Genomic DNA, 18,470 nt, shown 5'->3' with positions numbered 1-18,470 from the left:
AGCTGGCTTATCAGCAAAAATGATGTTGAAAGTGCCGCCAAATCGCTGGCAAGCCAGCTCCCACAGGCCCTGCATTTACTTCGGATTCACCCCCGGCAGGCTCATTTCACCCACCGTCCATCGAACCTGCTGAGCAACACCACCAAACGTGATTTAATAGCCGCCTTTCACGGTTCCGGGACACGGGAGCAACGTGATCCGCGCCCCCGGCGCGTCACCCGCCACCCACCCCCATTGCCCTTAAGTACCTCAACATAAGGCTGTCATGGATACGGGTTCTCGACTCAAACTAGTACGCGAAAGCTACAAACTCTCCCAGCGCGAGCTGGCCCGGCGTAGCGGCGTGACCAATGCCACCATTTCCCTGATCGAACAGAATCGCGTCAGCCCTTCCGTCAGCTCGCTGAAAAAGCTGCTCGAAGGCATACCGATGTCCCTGGCCGACTTCTTCACCTTCGACCAGCCCCCGCGCGAACACCAATACGTCTTCCGTGCCAACGAACAGCCCGACCTCGGCCGCCACGGCCTGCGCCTGCTGCTGATCGGCGCCTCCGTCCCCAGCCGCCAGATGCGCCTGCTGCGCGAGCAGTACGCGCCCGGCGCCAGCTCCGGCGAAGAGCCGATCGTGCACGCCGAAGGCGAAGAGTGCGGATTGGTGACCCGCGGCACCGTGGAACTGACGGTGGACGGGCAGGTAAGCGTGCTGAGCGCGGGGGACGGGTATTACTTTCCGACCACGCTGCCGCACAAGTTCCGGAACATTGGGGCGGATGAGGCGGAGATTATTAGTGCGAACACGCCGGCGAATTTCTGATGTTTAAGGGAGAGTGAAAAGCCCAATGCTTGAGCTGCATTCGCCCTTTTCCAACACGCGCATCGCCAGCGCGACACTGCTGGATGCATGGCAGTGGTGCTATGCCGACCTGAAGGCACCCACCACCCGCGGCAATCTCGCGGAATACCTGGTCTACCTGGCGCTTTGCTCGGATCGCACCCTCGCAGAACATTACAAGACCCGTAAGGACTGGGACGTGGTGGATCTGACTTACGGCAGGGGTGTTCCGGACTTTTCCGCAGACTTTCAGGCCCATTGCCACAGCACCCGATATGGCTGGGGGATCGAGGTCAAGTCCACTTCCAGCGGCAGCAAGAACGTACAGTTCGATCTTGAGCCCCGCCAAGGGTATGTGTGGAACAACTACATTTCAAAGCCGTATGGAAAGGCTATCGAGATATATCGCCGCTGGTCTGATTTTTTTATCCTTGCGCATTTCAAGGACGATGAGCAGGAAACCCGGGATATTCGCGATCTGAACAACTGGGAGTTCTTTGTTGTGCCGACCTGGGCCATCGAACAGAACACCATCCAGTTGAGTTCGCTTAGGAAGAAATATGCGGCGATCCACTTTTCAGAGGTCAAGCCAGCGCTCGATCTATTGATTCAGGGGGATGTCGGTCACTTGAAGCTCTACAAGCTCAAGAATGACATCGCGAAGAAAATGTATTGTTCGGGCAACATCGAACTCGCCCAGAAGATGTTTTGCTTGCGAGCAGCCAAGAAGGCACGGAAAAAAATCAAGCCAACGGTCAATTCGTAAGCCACATAGGGTGATTTCCTACGGGACTTTTCAGGCTTTGATCTTCGGGATCATCCGTCTTCTGCCTGCCGTTCGGCATCGCCAATAGTTTCGTCCGCTGTTGTTGCGCCGTAGACTGCACCCCATCTGCAACGCATCGCCCAAGGACGGAACCTCCCATGATCACTATCGGCAGCCGCAACAACGCCCCCACCACGCAGCACCTCACCCAGGACGTCTATATTTTCAGCCTCGACCTGTCCCGCCCGGGCACGCCGTTCTGTTTCGAGCAATCCATCGGCGGCGGGCATGCGGAGCAGGGCGGGGTGCGGTGGTTGGCGCTGGATGAACTGGACGACTGGCCCGGCGAGTGGCGCGAGCATCTCAAGAAAGCCGGCTGCCCGTGGGTGGCCGAGTTGATCGATGCGCAGCCGATGGCGGATCAGGCCGCCCTGGTTTCGTTGATCCTCCAGCGCTATGCCGAGCCGGCAAAACCGGCGGGGCGGTTGAAGGCCATCGGCAGTTGGCTCAAACGCAACATCCACGTCGGCGGCCGGTACGGCGTCTGAACCGAGGACATCCCATGACTCAAACGCTGGAGCGCGCCATCGCCATCGCCGCCACGGCCCATGCGGGGCAGGTGGACAAGGGCGGGGCGCCGTACATTCTGCATCCGCTGAAGGTCATGTTGCGCATGAGCGGCCTGGAGGAACGCATCGTCGCCGTGCTGCACGATGTGGTCGAGGACTGCGATGTCAGCCTCGACGATTTGCGCAAGGAAGGGTTCAGCGAAGCGGTGCTGACGGCCATCGAATCGGTGACCAAGGTGCCGGGCGAATCCTATGAGGACTTCATCGAACGGGTGGCCCTGAACCCCATCGGGCGGGCGGTGAAGCTGGCGGACCTGGAGGAGAACAGCGACCTGTCGCGGATCGCCTCGCCGGGTTGGGAGGATCTGGAGCGGATCGAGAAGTATCGGCGGGCGATCGGCCGGTTGCGCTAGTTCAAGATTGTTCTGTAACGCGATCCATCAACCCGGCGGTGGGTGGTGTGATGTCTACCGTTCCGGTGGCGATATCGACGGCGATTTGAAACGCGCCACCCACATCCGGCGTTATCGTCTTTCCTGGGGCCTCTGCGTTGAACATGATGATTCTGTAGTGTTCATTGGCTGCCTTGGTTTGTAGTTTTTTGAGTGCAGAGTTTTTCTTATTGTTGAAATAGGAGGGCGCAGCGTTAAAGGCTTCTCCTGCGAGGCTGCCGATGGGGGAAAAGGCTTGAATGTCAAAGGCTCTCCTGTTCTCGTTGCCGAACTCGACGATGTACTCGTCGAAAGGAAAATGTTTGTTCTTGAGCAGGGCTGCGATGCCATGAAGGATCACCAGATCCGACATGATCCGGTTGGCCGCCTCGAACAAAGATACGTCTGGATAGGGGCCATGGCCCAATCGGTCGCGCTTCAAGGCAAGCATGAGGGGGATTCCGGATTTTCCGACAATCGACCCGCCGATTGTCGCCAGTTCTTGAGTGAACGCCTGCGTAATGGAATCGATGTTTTCAATCGTCAGGTTTCTAACGGGTTGGCGCATAGCGATCTCTACGGGGTTTGAATTCTTGTTGAGGAGGCTGTCGTGGGCTCATGGATCCGATGCAAATGTGACGCGCCCGTTCATAAGAACTGGTTTTGCGGAACGGGCGTTTCCTTTGTTGCTTCATAAAACACTCTGGACTTGCCGGACGGCAACGGGCTGTCGGCCAATCAATTGGTCGACAGGCTGTTCTCCGAATCCGACACGCTGCTCACCTGCTGGAACTGTGCACGGATCATATTGCTCAATGAGCAGGAAAGGGAGTCTGTGATCAGGTTCTTTGCCCCTGAGGCTGATTGAAAACAGTCAGCCTCAGGGCGGTTTCAGCGATCAGCGCAGGTGCGCGGCAAACCCCGTAAGCTGCGGCGCCACCTCCTCTTTGAGCGTCAACGAAGGAATCTCGTAATCCCCGCCGTTCTGCTGCCGGAACGCAATCGGCCGGGCGCTCCACAGTTCATCCAGCCGTGAGCCCAGTTCGTCGCAGGTGCGGGCAAACCGTGCCTCGTCCATCCGCCCGGTGCGGTACACCACGAACGGCGGCAGCACATCGAAGCCCGGGTAGTACAGCACCCCGTGCTGGATCGGGAACAGCAGGTCATCGATTGGCCCGTTGATGCCGCGCGGGCCGTAGTGCGAGTCCCAGCCGCCCGCCGTCACCACCAGCATCGCCCGCTTGCCTTTCAGGTTGCCTTCGCCGTAGCGCTCGCCCCAGCGGCTCTCGGAGTGTTCGCCCACGCCGTAGGCAAAGCCGCAGGCGTAGACCCGTTCGACCCAGCCCTTGAGGATCGCCGGCATCGAGAACCACCACAGCGGGAACTGCAGGATCAGGGTGTCGGCCCACAGCAGCTTTTCCTGCTCGCGGGCGATGTCGGCCGCTTGGGTGCCGTCCCGGTAGGCGCGCTTGGAGTCGCGCGACGGATCGAACGGCGCGCTGCGGTCGCGTCCGGGGCTGTCGTCGCCGTCGATCGCGGCCTTCCAGTTCATCGCGTAGAGGTCAGACACCTGCACGGTGTGGCCGGCGGCTTCCAGGTGGCGGACGGTGAAGTCCTTGAGGGCGCCGTTGAGCGATTGCGGTTCGGGGTGGGCGTAGACCATCAGCACATTCATGGGGAAAAGCTCCTTGATTGGGTGAAAGCAGGATCGGCATCCAGCCGGTATAGTGGAAATGAATCTCTGACATATCAGGTATAGCAGTGAATAATTTGAGACGGCTGGATATCAACCTGCTGCTGACCCTCGACGTGCTGTTGTCGGAGCACAACGTCACCCGCGCCGCCGAGCGGCTGAACCTGTCGCAGCCTTCGGTGAGCGTGCACCTGGCCAAACTGCGCGAGATCTTCGGCGACCCGTTGCTGCTGCCGGGGCCACGGGGTATGCGCCCGACGGCACGGGCCGACGAGCTGCGCGAACCGTTGCGCGAGGCGCTGGAGGCGTTGGAGAGGGCGGTGGCGCCGGCCAGCCCGTTCGAACCGGCGCAGGCGCACAACACCTGGAAAGTCGCGGCGTCGGACTACGGCGAATCGACCGTGCTGCTGCCGGCGCTGGGCGGCCTGCGCGCCCAGGCGCCGGGCACGCGGCTGGCGGTGCTGGACCTGTCGCCGCAGCGTCTGGTCAAGCAGGCGGAGCAGGGCGTGATCGACCTGGCGCTGCACACCAGCGAAGACGCGCCGCTGGACCTGCACCGCCGGGCGCTGTTCTCCGAGCGCTACGTGCTGGCCGGCCGCGTCGGCCATCCTGGTCTGCAGGGCGAACTGACCCGCGAGCGTTTCTGCGCGTTGGAGCACGTGCTGGTGTCGCCGGAGGGCGGGGGCTTTTTCGGGGTGACGGACAAGGCGTTGGCAGAGGCGGGGCTGTCGAGGAACGTGGTGCTGTCGGTGCCGCACTTCCTGGTGCTCAAATCGGTGCTGGCGAGCACCGATCTGGTGGCGATGCTGCCGTCGCGGCTGGTCCGCGACAGCTCAACCCTGCAAGCGGTCGAGCCGCCGCTGGCGGTGCCGGGCTACGAGATGGCGATGCTCTGGGCCGAGCGCTCGCACCGCGACCCGGCGCACAAGTGGTTGCGCGAGCACCTGGCGGCGTCCGTCTGAATCACGCGTGGCCGAGGGCGATGGCGAACGACACGACGATCATGCAGGCGAAAGCGAAATTGAGGTTCATGGCGGGCTAATCCTAAGCGTTTTTTGACGGCGCCATTGTGCCTAGGGCCGCGCAAAAGAAAAAATTCGAATGCGTGATTCCAATGATCGAAGTGATTGATAACGCGGTTTGTTTTTGCCGGATAATTTGTTTACGCTTACTAAACCTGCAACGACAAGCATAAACAGGCAAAACCATGCACGACCATTCCGCCGCCGAACTCCCGTCCCTGCGCCGCCAGAAAATCCTCTTGATCCTCGAACGTGACGGCAAGGTCATGGCTTCCGAGTTGAGCCAGCACTTTGCGGTGTCCGAAGACACCATCCGCCGCGACCTCGCCGAGCTCGACAGCGCCGGGCTGGTGCAGCGGGTGCACGGCGGGGCGCTGCCCCGGCCGAAGGACACCGGCAAGGATTTCCTCACCCGCCTGGACGAGATCGACGAGGTGAAGATCCGGCTGGCCAAATACGCCGCGCAGAAGGTGCGCGACGGGCAAATCGTCATGTTCGATTCCGGCTCGACCACCCTGCAGGTGGCGCGTTCGCTGCCGGCGGACATCTGCATCACCGCCGTGACCGCTGCGCCGATGACGGCGGTCGCGTTGTCCGAATACAAAGGGGTGAAGGTGATTCTGGCGGGCGGGCAGCTCAACCCGAAGACCTTGTCCGCCGGCGGCCAGGAGGCGTTGCGCCTGATCGCTTCGATCAAGGCGGACCTGGCGTTCACCGGGGTGTGCGCGATTCATCCGCAGGTGGGGATCACCTCGCTGCACTTTGATGAGGTGCCGGTGAAGCAAGCGTTGCTCGACAGCGCGGCGCAGGTGATCGCCGTGACCACGGCGGACAAGCTCGGTGCGGTGGAGCCGTTCGTGGTGGCGCCGTGCGAGCGGCTGCACACATTGATCACCGAGCGGCATGTGGCGTCGGGCAGCATCGAGGATTACCGGCGGTTGGGGATTGCGGTGGAGCAGTTGCCTGACTGAGGTGTCGCGGCGCAGGGAGGGCCCCATCGCCAGCAGGCTGGCTCCTGCAGGTTTTGTGTTCGCCGCACATCCACTGTAGGAGCCAGCCTGCTGGCGATAGGGCCTATGGGGTCAGCGCAGTTTTTCCAGCATCTGGTAGTACCACATCCCCGCCGCCAGCATCGGATTGCCCAGCAGATCCCCCATCGGCACGCGAATGTGCGAGCAGGCGGCGAACGTGTCGAACTGCGCCATCTGCCCGGTGATCGCCCGGCCCATGATCTCGCCCATGATGTGCGTGGTCGCGATGCCGTGGCCGGAGTAGCCCTGGCAATACCAGACGTTGTCCGAGAGCTTGCCCAGCTGCGGGATGCGGTTGATGACGATGCCCATCGCGCAGCTCCACTGGTAGTCGATCCTCACGCCCTTGAGCGCGGGGAAGGTCTGTTCGATGCACGGGCGCAGTTCGCCGGCGATGTCCCGCGAGTCCTTGCCGCTGTAGTTGGCGCCGCCGCCGAACAGCAGGCGGCCGTCGGCGGTGAGGCGGTAGTAGTCGAGGACGAAGCGGCAGTCGTACACCGCCAGGTCCTCGGGGTTGATCTGCCGGGCCAGGTCGCCCAATGGCTCGGTGGTGACGATGCCGCCCATGGCCGGGAAGATCTTGCCCTTGAGCTGCCCCGGTTCGAGCTTGTGGTAGACGTCGCCGGCCAGCAGCACCTGGCTGGCGTCGATCTGGCCGTGGGCGGTCCTGACGCCGGGCCTGTCGCCGTGGAGGATCTCCAGCACTTCGCTGTTCTCGAAAATCAGCGCGCCCAGGCTTTCCGCCGCCCGCGCCTCGCCGATGCACAGGTTGAGCGGGTGCAGGTGCAGGTTGCGGGTGTTCTTGATGGCGCCGTGGTAGAGGTCGCTTTGCAGCAGGTCGCGCACCTGGCTGCGGTCGAGCAGGCTGACGTCGTCGCCCATGCCCCGGCGCACGGCCTCTTCGTAGTCGCTGCGCAAGCCGTCCAGGTGGGTCGGCTTGTAGGCGGCGTGCAGGTGGCCGTGCTTGAGGTCGCAGGCGATGGCGTATTTCTCCACCCGGTCCTTGATGATCTCGTGCCCGCGCCAGCGCAGGTGCCAGATGAAGTCGTCCACGTCGTCGCCCAGGGTGCGGCGCATCTGTTTGCGCATCGCGCCGTCGCCGGAGAGGCTGCCGGTGACCTGGCCGCCGTTGCGCCCGGTGGCGCCCCAGCCGATCTTGTGGCTTTCGACGATGGCGACTTTCAGGCCCTTTTCGGCCAGTTCCACGGCGGTGGCGACGCCGGTGAAGCCGCCGCCGATGATGACCACGTCGACGCTGTGCCGCCCTTGCAGAGTGGGGTAGTCGGTGTCGCGGTCGAGGGTGGCGGTGTAGTAGGAGTTGCAGCGTTCGGTCATGTCAGTGTCCACACGGAATTCAAGTCGGTTGCAGCCCTGTGGGAGCGTGGGCTTCCACAGGGGGATTCGGCAGCGGGGATCAGGCCTCGGTCAGGTACCAGCGCCAATCCTGCTCACCCACCTCCGCCATGAACTGTCGGTACTCGGCGCGCTTCACCGCCAGGTACACCCCGAGGAAATCCTGCCCCAGCGCATCCCGCGCCCAGGCCGAGTTTTCCAGGGCGGTGAGCGACGTCAGCCAGTCGGTCGGCAGCAGTTCCTTGGCCTGGGCATAGCCGTTGCCTTGCACCGGTTCGCCCGGGTCGAGGTTGTCCTTGATGCCGCGGTGGATGCCGGCGAGGATCGCCGCGGCCGCCAGATAGGGGTTGGCGTCGGCGCCGCAGATGCGGTGTTCGACATGCCGGGTAGGGGCCGGCCCGCCCGGCACGCGCAGGCTGACGGTGCGGTTGTCCACGCCCCAGGTCGGCGCCAGCGGCGCATAGCTGTTGGCCTGGAAGCGCCGGTAGGAGTTGGCGTTGGGGCAGAACAGCAGCAGCGAATCGAGCAGCGAGGCGAGCATGCCGCCGATGGCCGTGCGCAGCAGCGGCGTGCCGGCGGGATCCTCCGAGGCGAACAGGTTGCGTCCCTCGGCGTCGGCCAGGCTGACGTGCATGTGCATGCCGGTGCCGGCCAGGTGGTCGAACGGCTTGGCCATGAACGTCGCCTGCATGCCGTGCTTGTGCGCCACGGCCTTGACCAGCCGCTTGTAGCGCACGGCCTGGTCCATCGCCTCCAGCGCGTCGCCGTGTTCGAGGGTGATTTCCACCTGGCCCGGCGCGTATTCCGAGATCGCCGTGCGGGCCGGAATGCCGTGCAGTTTGCAGGCGCTGTACAGGTCGGCGAGGAACGGCTCGATCTGCTCCAGCTCACGCAGGCCGTACACCTGCGTGTGCCGCGGTCGGCCGCCGTCGGCGTCCAGCGCCGGTTGCGGCCGGCCGTTGCCGTCGCGCCGGGCGTCGAGCAGGTAGAACTCCAGCTCGCACGCCATCACCGGGTGGTAGCCCTCGGCCTTCAAGCGCTCGATGACGTTGATCAGCAGGTGGCGCGGGTCGGCGATGCTGGCCGGCATGCCTTGCTGCGGGTGCATGCTGACCTGCACGGCGGCGGTGGGGATCTGCCGCCACGGCAGGCGCACCAGGCTGCCCGGCAGCGGGTAGGCGCGGCAGTCGATGTCGCCGACGTCCCACACCAGGCCTGAGTTTTCCACGTCTTCGCCATGCACGGTCAGGCCGAGGATGGTGCTGGGCAGGGGGCGGCCGCTTTCGTACACGGCGAGCAGTTCTTCGCGGTGCAGCAGCTTGCCGCGCGGCACGCCGTTGGCGTCGAGGATGAACAGCTCGAACATGTCGATGTCAGGGTTCTGTTCCAGAAAGCTACGGGCGTCTTCAATGGCTGCGAATTTCATGTCAATCACTCACGGTGGCGCCGCACGGGCGCGCAGGTTCGGGCCGGACGCGGCAACGGGCCAAGGCCCGGGCGTTCCGGCAGGGATATCGGATGGCAAGGGGAGGGCTGTCGCGGTCCGGACGGACGCGATCAGACGGGCAGGGCGATATCCGGCGGGCGTGCGGAGTGACGCAGCTTGGAGCGGCTCAGGGCCATGGGGAGATTGACGATGCGGTTCATGCGCACCCCCGGTGAGGGAGCGCGCATGCAGAAGAGACGTTCAACGTTTGTCGTTGTGGGGGTGACGTGCTCATGACGCGTGTTTCCGTTGGCGGAAAACGTCGGCGGCGGGAGTGCCCCGCCAGGCCGGTGTGGCTGGATAGTAAGGGGGAATCCGCGCACAAGTAAACGCCTGATTCCGGCACGTCTGTCGCCGGCGCCGGCTCAGCGCAGCAGGTAGACCCCCAGCCCCGTTAGGGCGCAAACGATCAACACCTCGATCACGCCGCGCTTGAAAAAGAACAGCGCGCACGCGGCCGCCAGGGCCAGCAGCACCGAAAAGACATCGGGCCGGCCGGCGAGCCCTTGGGGCCAGAACACATGCCAGGCGAAGAAGCACGCCAGGTTGAGGATCACCCCGACCACCGCCGCCGTGATCGCCGTCAGCGGCGCGGTGAACTTCAGTTCGTTGTGGGTCGATTCCACCAGCGGGCCGCCCGCCAGGATGAACAGGAACGAAGGCAGGAAGGTGAACCAGGTCACCAGCGCGGCGGCCAACGCCCCGGCGGCGAACGCGTGCTGCGGGCCGAACGCCGGCTGCACATAGCCGCCGACGAAGCCGACGAACGCCACCACCATGATCAGCGGCCCCGGCGTGGTTTCGCCCAGCGCCAGGCCGTCGATCATCTGCGCGGGCGTCAGCCAGCCGTAATGGCCGACCGCGCCCTGATACACGTAGGGCAGCACCGCGTAGGCGCCGCCGAAGGTCAGCAGCGCGGCCTTGGTGAAGAACCAGCCCATCTGCGTGAAGGTGCCGTGCCAACCGAACAGCGCGGTCAGCACCGCCATCGGCAAGCACCAAAGCGCGGCGCCGGCCAGCGCCAGGCGCAACAGCTTCGCCGGGTTGAACCGCGCGTGCTCGGGCGGCGGGGTGTCGTCATCGATCAGGGCCGGGCCGTAGGATTTCTCACCGCTGCGATGACCGCCGGCCGTGAACCGTTGCGGCGCCCACCGGCCGCCGACATAGCCGATCAGCGCGGCGCCCAGCACGATCAGCGGGAAAGGGACGTTGAAGGCGAAGATCGCCACGAAGGCAGCTGCGGCGATCGCCCACAGCCAGGCGTTCTTCAGGGCCCTGGAACCGATGCGGTGGGCCGCGTGCAGGACGATGGCGGTGACCGCCGGCTTGATCCCGTAAAACACCCCGGCCACCGCCGGCACGTCGCCGAAGGCGATGTACACCCACGACAAGCCGATCAGGAGGAACAGCGACGGCAGCACGAACAGCGCCCCGGCCACCACGCCGCCCCAGGTGCGGTGCAGCAGCCAGCCGATGTACGTCGCCAGTTGCTGGGCCTCGGGGCCGGGCAGCAGCATGCAATAGTTGAGCGCGTGCAGGAAACGCTTCTCGGAGATCCAGCGCCGGCGCTCCACCAGTTCCTGGTGCATGATCGCGATCTGCCCGGCCGGGCCGCCGAAACCGATGCAGCCCAGCTTGAGCCAGAAGCGCCAGGCCTGGCGCAGGCTGACCGGGGCGGGCTTGGGCAGATCCTTGGGGGGCGTGTGGCTCACCGGCGGCTCCTGGACGAGGTGTTCGGAGCGCTTATCTAAGCAGGCTTTTGTGAAGCGAGGGAGTGCGTGAGCGGGCGCTGCGCTCTTTTCAGTGGGAATGGGAAGGGCATGCATCTGTGGCGAGAGCGTTTGCTCCCTCGCCACGAGGCACATTGCGCCGACCCAGTCCTGATGCCGAACTCAAGCATGGGCCAGGCTCCAGCGGAACGCGGCCGACTGGTCGCTCTCCCGGGCCTCGACCCAATGCGTGCCGTGGGGCGTGGTCTCCCGTTTCCAGAACGGCGCACGGGTCTTGAGCACGTCCATGATGAACGCGCAGGCCTCGAACGCCGCGTGCCGGTGCTTGCTGCTGACGCCGACGAACACGATCGGCTCGGTCACCGTCAGCGCGCCCACCCGGTGCACGATCTCCACCGCCAGCAACGGCCAGCGTTCACGGGCCTGCTCGGCGATCTGCTCCAGGGACTTCTCGGTCATGCCCGGATAGTGCTCCAGGAACAGCTCGCTCACTGGCTGGCCGATGTTCAGGTCACGCACGTAGCCGATGAAGTTCACCACCGCGCCCACCCGGGGATTCCTGGCGTGCAGGTCGGCGATCAACTGGCCGGCATCGAAGCTTTTTCGCTGGACTCGAACCCCCATGCCTCAACCCCCCGTGACCGGCGGAAAGAACGCGATCTCGTCGAAGTCCTCGATCGCCTGGTCGGTCTGGCACAGCTCCTGGTTCACCGCGCACATCAGGTTGCCGGCGCCGAGCACCTCACGCCACGCCTCGCCGCGGGCCATGAGCATTTGCCGCACGTCCTCGACGCAGGCCAAGGCGTCGGTGGCGGGGATCTTTTCGCCGCCCAGGTTGAGGCGGTCGCGGTAGCTGGCGAAGTAGTTGATCAGGATCATTGCGGGTTCTCCCATTGAAAGTGGCCGGAGCGGCCGCCCTGTTTGCTCAAAAGGCGGATGTCACCGATGACCATCGCCCGGTCCACCGCCTTGCACATGTCGTAGATCGTCAGGGCGGCGACGCTGGCGGCGGTCAGCGCTTCGAGCTCGACGCCGGTCTGGCCGGTGAGGCGGCAGGTGGCGATGACCTGCACCCGGTCCGGCTCGCAGGCCTTGAGCTCGACGTGAATGGAACTGAGCAGCAGCGCATGGCACAGCGGGATCAGCTCGTGGGTGCGCTTGGCCGCCTGGATCCCGGCGATCCGCGCCACGGCGAACACGTCGCCCTTGGGGTGGCCGTTGGCCTGGATCATCCGCAGGGTCTCGGGACGCATGTGCACCCAGGCCTGGGCGGTGGCTTCGCGGCGGGTCGGTGCCTTGTCGCTGACATCGACCATGTTGGCCCGGCCCTGGTCGTCGAGGTGGGTGAGGGTGTCGCTCATTCGGGTTGCTCCTGGATCGGGCTGTAGATTCTCGGGGCGCTGCGGTGGGGGATGTGGATCAGGTTGAGCCGGTGCCGACGCGCCCAGCGCACGGTCAGCGCGGTGGGGGCCGAGAGGCTGACCAGCGTGCCGAGGCGGGCGCGCACGGCCTTGTGGATCAGCTCCAGGCTGCAACGGCTGGTGACCGCGACGAAACCCTGGCGAGGGTCGAGGCCGGCGAAGCGCATCGCGCCGATCAGCTTGTCGAGGGCGTTGTGGCGGCCGATGTCTTCGCGGCACAGCAACGGCTCGCCGTCGGCGCCGAAGTACAGCGCCGCGTGCAGGGCGCCGCTGCTGCGGGCCATGGGCTGGGCCTGTTCGATGCGCTGGCGGATGCCGGCCAGGTGCGCCGCCGGCGGCAGCGGGGCCGGCGGCAGGATCTCCAGCTGCGGCAACGCCTGCTCCAGCGCCTCGACGCCGCACAGGCCGCAGCCGCTGGTGCCGGCCATCTGCCGACGGTGATCTTTGAGCGCCCAGAACGCGCGGCTGGAGATCTGCACGTCGGCCTGGCAGGCCTGGTCGAAACGGCTCAGGCGGATGTCGTAGATTTCGTCGGGGCTGTCGATGATCGCGTTGCTCAGGCTGAAGCCGCGGATGAAGTCCTCGATGTCGCCCGGCGAGACCATCATCACCGCCTGGTTCAGGCCGTTGTAGGTGATGGCCAGGGCGATTTCCGCCGCCAGGGCGGCGTGGGACAACGGGGCATCGGGGAGGTATTCGCGGTAGGCCACCGGCGCCGGGGCGTCGGTGGCGCTGTCGTTTGCGGTCGGTTCAATCGGGCACACCATCGGAAAAGGCCTCGCAGCGCTGAATGGGGATCAGGCTACGGAGGTCCTCAAAGTGCGTCCAATCGCTTGTTCCGATGCGGTGATTGGATTGGTCGATCAACACATGCAAAGCCTGAGGGCGGTCACTTGCGAAGGGTTTCGGGTGCTGAGGTCGATGCCGGCCGATGCGGCCAAATCGCGAGCAGGCTCGCTCCTGCAGTGAGCATGTGATCCCCTGTGGGAGCGAGCCTGCTCGCGATGACGGACGCCGGTTCAACCCAGGGTTTGAGCGGGCACTCAAACCCCGGGCGTTTGAATCCCGAACATCTTGCGCGCCTCGGCGAAGCACTTCTCGGCGATGGCCGAGCGCGGCTCGGTCTTGCGCATCACCAGCCCCAGCGGGGCCAACACGCTGGCGTCCGGCAGGTTGATGAAGGCCAGGTGTTCGATGGGCTCTTCCAGCCCGCTGTCCAGCGGCATGATCGAGCAGCAGAAGCCCTGGTGGATCGCCTGCAGCAACTGATAGGTCGAGTCGCTTTCCATGATCGGCTGCGGGTTGAGCCCGCGGCTGCGGAAGCTCAGGTCGATGGACTTGCGGTAGTGCATGCCGGTGGTGATCATCCCCAGCGGCAGTTCGGCGGCGTCTTCCCAGCTCATCTCCGGGCCGTCGAAGTGGAAGTGACGGGTGTCGTAGAGCAGGCCGACGCGGGTCTCGCCGATCTCGAAGAACTCGAAATAGTTCGGGTTGACGTGGTCCAGGTAGCACACCCCCAGGTCCAGCTGGTTGTTGCCCAGGTTCTCGATGATCTCGTCCGAGCTCATCGACGACAGGCTGTACTTCAGCTCCGGGAACGTCCCCGACAGGCCCTGGATGTAATTGACCGGATTGAAGTTGCTCAGCGGCACCAGGCCCAGGCGCAGGCTGCCCACCAGTTGCCCCCGGCATGCGGCGGCCTCGGCGAACAGCCCGTCGTGGGCGGCCAGCAGCGTGCGGGCCCAGGCCAACACCCGTTCGCCGGCCTGGGTGAAGCCTTCGAAGCGCTGGCCGCGATTGACCAGCACCAGGTCCAGTTCGTCCTCCAGGTTGCGCAGGCGCATCGACAGGGTCGGCTGGGTGATGTGGCAGCGGGCGGCGGCCTGGCCGAAGTGGCGGGTCTCGTCCAGCGCGATCAGGAACTTGAGTTGTTTGATGTCCATGACGGCACCTGCAAGATGGGAAAGTGGGTATGAGTATTGACGCAGATGCGCAGCGCGCACGGGCAGCGCAGGGCGTCACGATCCCATCCGTCGCGCGGCGCGTCCAATCGGAGGTTTTTAACGGGCTATCGACGGTCTCTATCGGGCCCGGTTCCAGGGGGCCGGACGAGGGGCGGAGCAGGCCGAAAACGCCCGATAGAGCCGGTCGATAGAGCGGTTGGTTAGAGTGATTAGACACTTCTCATAAGTGGCACTTAGGCTCTGGCCCAGTTGAATCGATAACTGCCGGAGAATTCCCGTGAGTGCCAAATCGGATGCCCTGTTCGTTCCCCTGAATATTGCCGTGCTGACGGTCAGCGATACCCGCGACTACGCCAGCGACACGTCCGGCCAGTTGCTGGTCAGCCGCCTGCTGGAGGCCGGCCACACCCTCAGCGAGCGCAACCTGCTCAAGGATGACCTGTACAAGATCCGCGCCCAGGTGGCGAACTGGATCGCCGACGACGGCATCCAGGTGGTGCTGATCACCGGCGGCACCGGGTTCACCGGCCGCGACAGCACGCCCGAGGCGGTGGCCTGTCTGCTGGACAAACAGATCGACGGCTTCGGCGAGCTGTTCCGCGCCATCTCGATTCTCGACATCGGCACCTCCACCGTGCAGAGCCGTGCGTTGGCCGGGCTGTCCAACGGCACCCTGGTGTGCTGCCTGCCGGGCTCGACCGGTGCCTGCCGCACCGCGTGGGAAGGCATCCTGGCCGAGCAGTTGGACAACCGTCACCGCCCGTGCAATTTCGTCCCCCACCTCAAACCGGTGCAAGCCTGCGGGCCGCGCGGATGAGCCGCACGCCATTGATGCCGGTCGAGGAAGCCCTCGACCAATTGCTGGCGATGGCCGACGGGCAACGGCTGCCGGACAGCGAACCGGTGCCGCTCGACGCAGCCCGGGGGCGGGTGCTGGCCAGCGACCTGGTGGCGACCCTGGACCTGCCGCCGTGGCCGAACAGCGCCATGGACGGTTATGCCTTGAACCTGGCCGACCTGCACCGCCAGCCGCTGGCCGTGTCCCAGCGGGTCTATGCCGGACTGGCGCCGGATGCGCTGCTGCCCGGCACCTGCGCGCGGATCTTCACCGGCGCGCCGGTGCCGCCGGGGGCCGACTGCGTGGAGATGCAGGAAAACACCGACGTGTTGGAGGACGGCCGGGTGCGTTTTCTGCAACCGCTGAAGGCCGGCCAGAACATCCGCCCCCAAGGCCAGGAAAACCGCGCCGGCGATGTGCTGCTGCGCGCCGGCAAGCGTCTGGGGCCGTTCGAGCTGGGCGTGGCGGCCGGGCAAGGCATGACGCACCTGCCGGTGGTGCGCCGCCCGCGGGTGGCGTTGCTGTCCACCGGCGATGAACTGGTCGAGCCCGGCCAGCCGTTGCGCCCCGGCAGCATCTACAACAGCAACCGCACGTTGCTCAGTCACTGGTTGGGTGAACTGGGCTGCGAGGTGATCGACGCCGGCATCCTGCCGGACCGTCCGGCGCAGACCCGGCTCAAGCTGGAGCAGTTGCAGGTGGCCGCGGACCTGATCCTCACCACCGGCGGCGTGTCGGCGGGGGATGCCGATTGCCTCGGCCAGGTGCTGCGCGACGACGGCAAACCGCTGCTGTGGAAGTTGGCGATCAAGCCCGGCAAGCCGCTGACGGTGGGCCGCTTCGGCGCGGTGCCGGTGATCGGCCTGCCGGGCAATCCGACCTCGGCGCTGGTGACGTTCGGCTTGCTGGCGCGGCCTTATCTGCTGCGCATCCAGGGTGTGGAAGCGGTGATGCCGCTGAGCGTCTCGGTGGCCGCCGGCTTCGACTGGCCCAAGCCCGGCGGCCGCCGCGAATACCTGCGGGTGCGGCTGGAGGCGGGACGGGCGGTGCTGTACCCGAACCAGAGCTCCGGCGTGCTGCTGGGCGCGACCTGGGCCGACGGCCTGGCGGAAATCCCCGAACACACGACCCACCGCGCGGGCGACCCGCTGCGCTTCATTCCCTTCAGCGAACTGTTCTGAAACCTGGCCGGGTTGAGTGCTGAACCTTCCGCGGCGCCTTGACCGGCGCCATCGCCGGCAAGCCGGCTCCCACAGGTTTTTGCGGTGAGCACAGAATCCGCAGGCACCGCCATTCCCTGTGGGAGCCGGCTTGCCGGCGATGACGTCAGTGAGGGCACCGCAAGGCAGGAACGAGGCGATCAGCTCAGGACATAGTCCACCGGCTTGAGCGCCGGCGGCAGCTGCGCAGCGCCGAGTTCCGAGAGGATGTCGCGCTCGATGTTGCGCACCAGCGCATCGGTCGGCAGGTCGTTCTCGTCGCGGCCGAAGGGGTCTTCCAGTTCGTCGGCGATGGCGTCCAGGCCGAAGAAGGTGTAGCTGACGATGGCGGTGAACAGCGGCGTCAGCCAGCCCAGCGGTTCGGCCATGGCAAACGGCAGCAGGATGCAGAACAGGTAGATCGTGCGGTGCAGCAGCAAGGTGTAGGGGAAGGGCAGCGGGGTGTTCTTGATCCGCTCGCACACCGCCTGGGCCTGGGTGAGGCTGGTCAAATGGTTGGCCAGCAGCATGTAGCGCCACTCGCTCAGTTCGCCGGTCTGGTGCAGGTCCGAGCACTGCTGGCCGATCTGCTGCAGGATCCGCCCGCTGTAGTCCGGTACCTGCGCATCGGGTTTGGGCGTGACCCACTCGGCGCTGGCCGCCGCTTCGTCTTCGCGGCGCAGCCGCGCATTGAGCGCATGGGCGAAGCCGCAGAGGTTGCGCAACAGCGAGCGGCGCTCGGCGGACTCGCGGATGACGTGGGTCTCGCGGATCACCGAGCGGATGTGCACGATCACCTCGCCCCAGGCCTTGCGCGCCTCGTACCAGCGGTCGTAGCAGGCGTTGTTGCGAAAGTTCATGAAGATCGACAGCGACAGCCCGAGCAAGGTGAACGGCGTGGCGTTGACCTTGGTGAAGTTGCTCGGGTGCAGGATTTCCACCAGCACGATGGCCGACGCCAGCAGCGTGACCATCAGTGCGCGCATCGCGATGCGCTTGGCGATCGATCCCTTGAGGGTGAAGAGGATGGCGAACTGGTTGACCTTGGGTCGGATGATCATGCACGTCTGCCTTGAAGGGGTGGCGGGTCAGCCGCCGGTCATGTTCATGAAGCGTACGACCTGGACGTCGTCGTTCACTTCGAAATTGTGGCGGTAGGGCTTGAGCCTCATCGCTTCGATGATCGCCTTCTCCAGCCGTTCCGGTTGCCCCGGGTGGGCCCGCAGCACCGCCTTCAGGTCCACCGAATGTTCGTTGCCCAGGCACAGCAGCAGGCGGCCTTCCACTGTCATCCGCACCCGGTTGCAGGTGCCGCAGAAGTTGTGGCTGTGGGGCGAGATGAACCCCAGCCGGATCTGCGGCGCCTCGGCCAGGCGCCAGTAGCGCGACGGGCCCTGGGTGGACTCGGCCGAATCGATCAGGGTGTAGCGTTCGGCGATCCGCTCGCGCACCTGGCTGCTGGAGAAGAACGACTCGGCGCGGCTGTGTTCGCTGATGGCGCCCAGGGGCATTTCCTCGATGAAGGAAATGTCCAGTTCCCGGTCGATGGCGAAACGCACCAGATCGTTGATCTCATGGTCGTTGCGGCCCTGCATCACCACGCAGTTGAGTTTAGTGCGGGTGAATCCGGCCTTGCGCGCGGCGTCGATGCCATTGATCACCTGGGCCAGGTCGCCGGTGCGGGTCAGCTGCTTGAAGCGGTCCGCGTCGAGGCTGTCGAGGCTGACGTTCAGGCGCTTGACCCCGGCGTCGAACAGCGGCGCGGCGAGCTTGCCCAGCTGCGAACCGTTGGTGGTCAGGCACAGCTCGCGCAGGCCGGGCAGGGCGGCGATCTGCTCGCACAATTTGACCGCGCCGGGACGGATCAACGGTTCGCCGCCGGTGAGGCGGATCTTGCGGGTGCCCAGCGTCACGAAGCTTTGCGCCACCTGAAAGATTTCCTCCAGGGTCAGTACCCGTTGGCGCGGCAGGAACTGCATGTCCTCGGCCATGCAATACACGCAGCGGAAGTCGCAGCGGTCGGTGACCGACAGACGCAGGTAGTCGACGCGGCGGTTGAAACCATCGATCAAGACGCGCTCTGACATGACAGCCTCGCTTGGATGACGCCGCGGAAAACGGCGGGAGTCGGCGCA

The 18,470-nt window shown here is 65.2% G+C and carries 20 protein-coding genes; 8 read left to right on the top strand and 12 right to left on the bottom strand.

Going from position 1 to position 18,470, the window contains the following annotated elements; all coding sequences use genetic code 11:
- Positions 1-265 precede the first annotated feature (265 nt).
- The 4 genes from KVG96_RS13620 (at position 266) to KVG96_RS13605 (ending at position 2,580) form a co-directional block, all read left to right on the top strand.
- Positions 266-814: a cupin domain-containing protein gene (locus tag KVG96_RS13620; protein WP_011333561.1), complete on the top strand. Its 549-nt coding sequence runs from the start codon at positions 266-268 to the stop codon at positions 812-814.
- Positions 815-839: 25 nt separating this feature from the next.
- Positions 840-1,598, top strand: coding sequence for a hypothetical protein (locus KVG96_RS13615; protein ID WP_217892613.1), 759 nt, complete (start codon positions 840-842; stop codon positions 1,596-1,598).
- A 158-nt stretch (positions 1,599-1,756) separates the two neighbouring features.
- Positions 1,757-2,146, top strand: coding sequence for a hypothetical protein (locus KVG96_RS13610; RefSeq protein ID WP_217892612.1), 390 nt, complete (start codon positions 1,757-1,759; stop codon positions 2,144-2,146).
- Between the two features lie 14 nt (positions 2,147-2,160).
- A complete protein-coding gene (locus tag KVG96_RS13605) occupies positions 2,161-2,580 on the top strand; it encodes an HD domain-containing protein (protein WP_217892611.1) in 420 nt (139 codons plus the stop codon).
- A gap of 1 nt (position 2,581) precedes the next feature.
- On the opposite strand, the gene KVG96_RS13600 is transcribed toward KVG96_RS13605, so the two are convergent.
- Positions 2,582-3,166: a hypothetical protein gene (locus tag KVG96_RS13600; protein WP_217892610.1), complete on the bottom strand. Its 585-nt coding sequence runs from the start codon at positions 3,164-3,166 to the stop codon at positions 2,582-2,584.
- Positions 3,167-3,496: 330 nt separating this feature from the next.
- On the bottom strand, positions 3,497-4,273 hold the full coding sequence (locus tag KVG96_RS13595) for an NAD(P)H-dependent oxidoreductase (protein WP_217892609.1): 777 nt from the start codon (positions 4,271-4,273) through the stop codon (positions 3,497-3,499).
- A gap of 86 nt (positions 4,274-4,359) precedes the next feature.
- Here KVG96_RS13595 and KVG96_RS13590 point away from each other — a divergent pair, with 86 nt between their 5' ends.
- Positions 4,360-5,253 carry a LysR family transcriptional regulator gene (locus KVG96_RS13590; RefSeq protein WP_217892608.1) on the top strand — a complete coding sequence of 298 codons (894 nt, stop codon included), beginning with the start codon at positions 4,360-4,362 and terminating at the stop codon, positions 5,251-5,253.
- Between the two features lie 245 nt (positions 5,254-5,498).
- Positions 5,499-6,284: a DeoR/GlpR family DNA-binding transcription regulator gene (locus KVG96_RS13585; RefSeq protein WP_217892607.1), complete on the top strand. Its 786-nt coding sequence runs from the start codon at positions 5,499-5,501 to the stop codon at positions 6,282-6,284.
- A gap of 111 nt (positions 6,285-6,395) precedes the next feature.
- On the opposite strand, the gene KVG96_RS13580 is transcribed toward KVG96_RS13585, so the two are convergent.
- The 8 genes from KVG96_RS13580 to KVG96_RS13545 form a co-directional block, all read right to left on the bottom strand.
- Positions 6,396-7,679 carry an NAD(P)/FAD-dependent oxidoreductase gene (locus KVG96_RS13580; protein WP_217892606.1) on the bottom strand — a complete coding sequence of 428 codons (1,284 nt, stop codon included), beginning with the start codon at positions 7,677-7,679 and terminating at the stop codon, positions 6,396-6,398.
- 79 nt (positions 7,680-7,758) lie between these two features.
- On the bottom strand, positions 7,759-9,123 hold the full coding sequence (locus tag KVG96_RS13575) for a glutamine synthetase family protein (RefSeq protein WP_217892605.1): 1,365 nt from the start codon (positions 9,121-9,123) through the stop codon (positions 7,759-7,761).
- A gap of 425 nt (positions 9,124-9,548) precedes the next feature.
- Positions 9,549-10,895 carry a chromate efflux transporter gene (chrA, locus tag KVG96_RS13570; protein WP_367617490.1) on the bottom strand — a complete coding sequence of 449 codons (1,347 nt, stop codon included), beginning with the start codon at positions 10,893-10,895 and terminating at the stop codon, positions 9,549-9,551.
- 180 nt (positions 10,896-11,075) lie between these two features.
- Positions 11,076-11,537, bottom strand: a complete 462-nt coding sequence (moaE, locus tag KVG96_RS13565; RefSeq protein WP_217892603.1) for a molybdopterin synthase catalytic subunit MoaE — start codon at positions 11,535-11,537, stop codon at positions 11,076-11,078.
- A 3-nt stretch (positions 11,538-11,540) separates the two neighbouring features.
- Complete coding sequence (locus KVG96_RS13560; RefSeq protein WP_217892602.1) at positions 11,541-11,792, bottom strand: MoaD/ThiS family protein; 252 nt, start codon at positions 11,790-11,792, stop codon at positions 11,541-11,543.
- Positions 11,789-12,274 (bottom strand): cyclic pyranopterin monophosphate synthase MoaC, encoded by a 486-nt coding sequence (gene moaC, locus KVG96_RS13555; protein ID WP_217892601.1) that lies wholly within the window; start codon positions 12,272-12,274, stop codon positions 11,789-11,791. The genes KVG96_RS13560 and moaC overlap by 4 nt, the downstream gene beginning before the upstream one ends.
- Complete coding sequence (fdhD, locus tag KVG96_RS13550) at positions 12,271-13,101, bottom strand: formate dehydrogenase accessory sulfurtransferase FdhD (protein ID WP_217892600.1); 831 nt, start codon at positions 13,099-13,101, stop codon at positions 12,271-12,273. The genes moaC and fdhD overlap by 4 nt, the downstream gene beginning before the upstream one ends.
- Positions 13,102-13,377: 276 nt before the next feature.
- A complete protein-coding gene (locus KVG96_RS13545; RefSeq protein WP_217892599.1) occupies positions 13,378-14,277 on the bottom strand; it encodes a LysR family transcriptional regulator in 900 nt (299 codons plus the stop codon).
- A gap of 298 nt (positions 14,278-14,575) precedes the next feature.
- On the opposite strand from KVG96_RS13545, the gene moaB reads away from it, so the two are divergent.
- Both moaB and KVG96_RS13535 read left to right on the top strand, forming a co-directional pair.
- Positions 14,576-15,115, top strand: a complete 540-nt coding sequence (gene moaB, locus KVG96_RS13540; protein WP_085583371.1) for a molybdenum cofactor biosynthesis protein B — start codon at positions 14,576-14,578, stop codon at positions 15,113-15,115.
- The gene (locus tag KVG96_RS13535) at positions 15,112-16,317 is read left to right on the top strand and encodes a molybdopterin molybdotransferase MoeA (protein WP_217892598.1); all 1,206 of its coding nucleotides are present in this window, start codon (positions 15,112-15,114) and stop codon (positions 16,315-16,317) included. Before moaB ends, KVG96_RS13535 begins: the two co-directional genes overlap by 4 nt.
- Before the next feature lie 179 nt (positions 16,318-16,496).
- Here KVG96_RS13535 and KVG96_RS13530 read toward each other — a convergent pair whose 3' ends face one another.
- Both KVG96_RS13530 and moaA read right to left on the bottom strand, forming a co-directional pair.
- On the bottom strand, positions 16,497-17,396 hold the full coding sequence (locus KVG96_RS13530) for a bestrophin family protein (RefSeq protein WP_217892597.1): 900 nt from the start codon (positions 17,394-17,396) through the stop codon (positions 16,497-16,499).
- A 27-nt stretch (positions 17,397-17,423) separates the two neighbouring features.
- Positions 17,424-18,422: a GTP 3',8-cyclase MoaA gene (gene moaA, locus KVG96_RS13525; RefSeq protein ID WP_217892596.1), complete on the bottom strand. Its 999-nt coding sequence runs from the start codon at positions 18,420-18,422 to the stop codon at positions 17,424-17,426.
- Positions 18,423-18,470: the final 48 nt, after the last annotated feature.

It is taken from the genome of Pseudomonas ekonensis (assembly GCF_019145435.1).
Lineage (GTDB): Bacteria > Pseudomonadota > Gammaproteobacteria > Pseudomonadales > Pseudomonadaceae > Aquipseudomonas > Aquipseudomonas ekonensis.
This window is presented reverse-complemented; position numbering and strand designations above follow the sequence as displayed.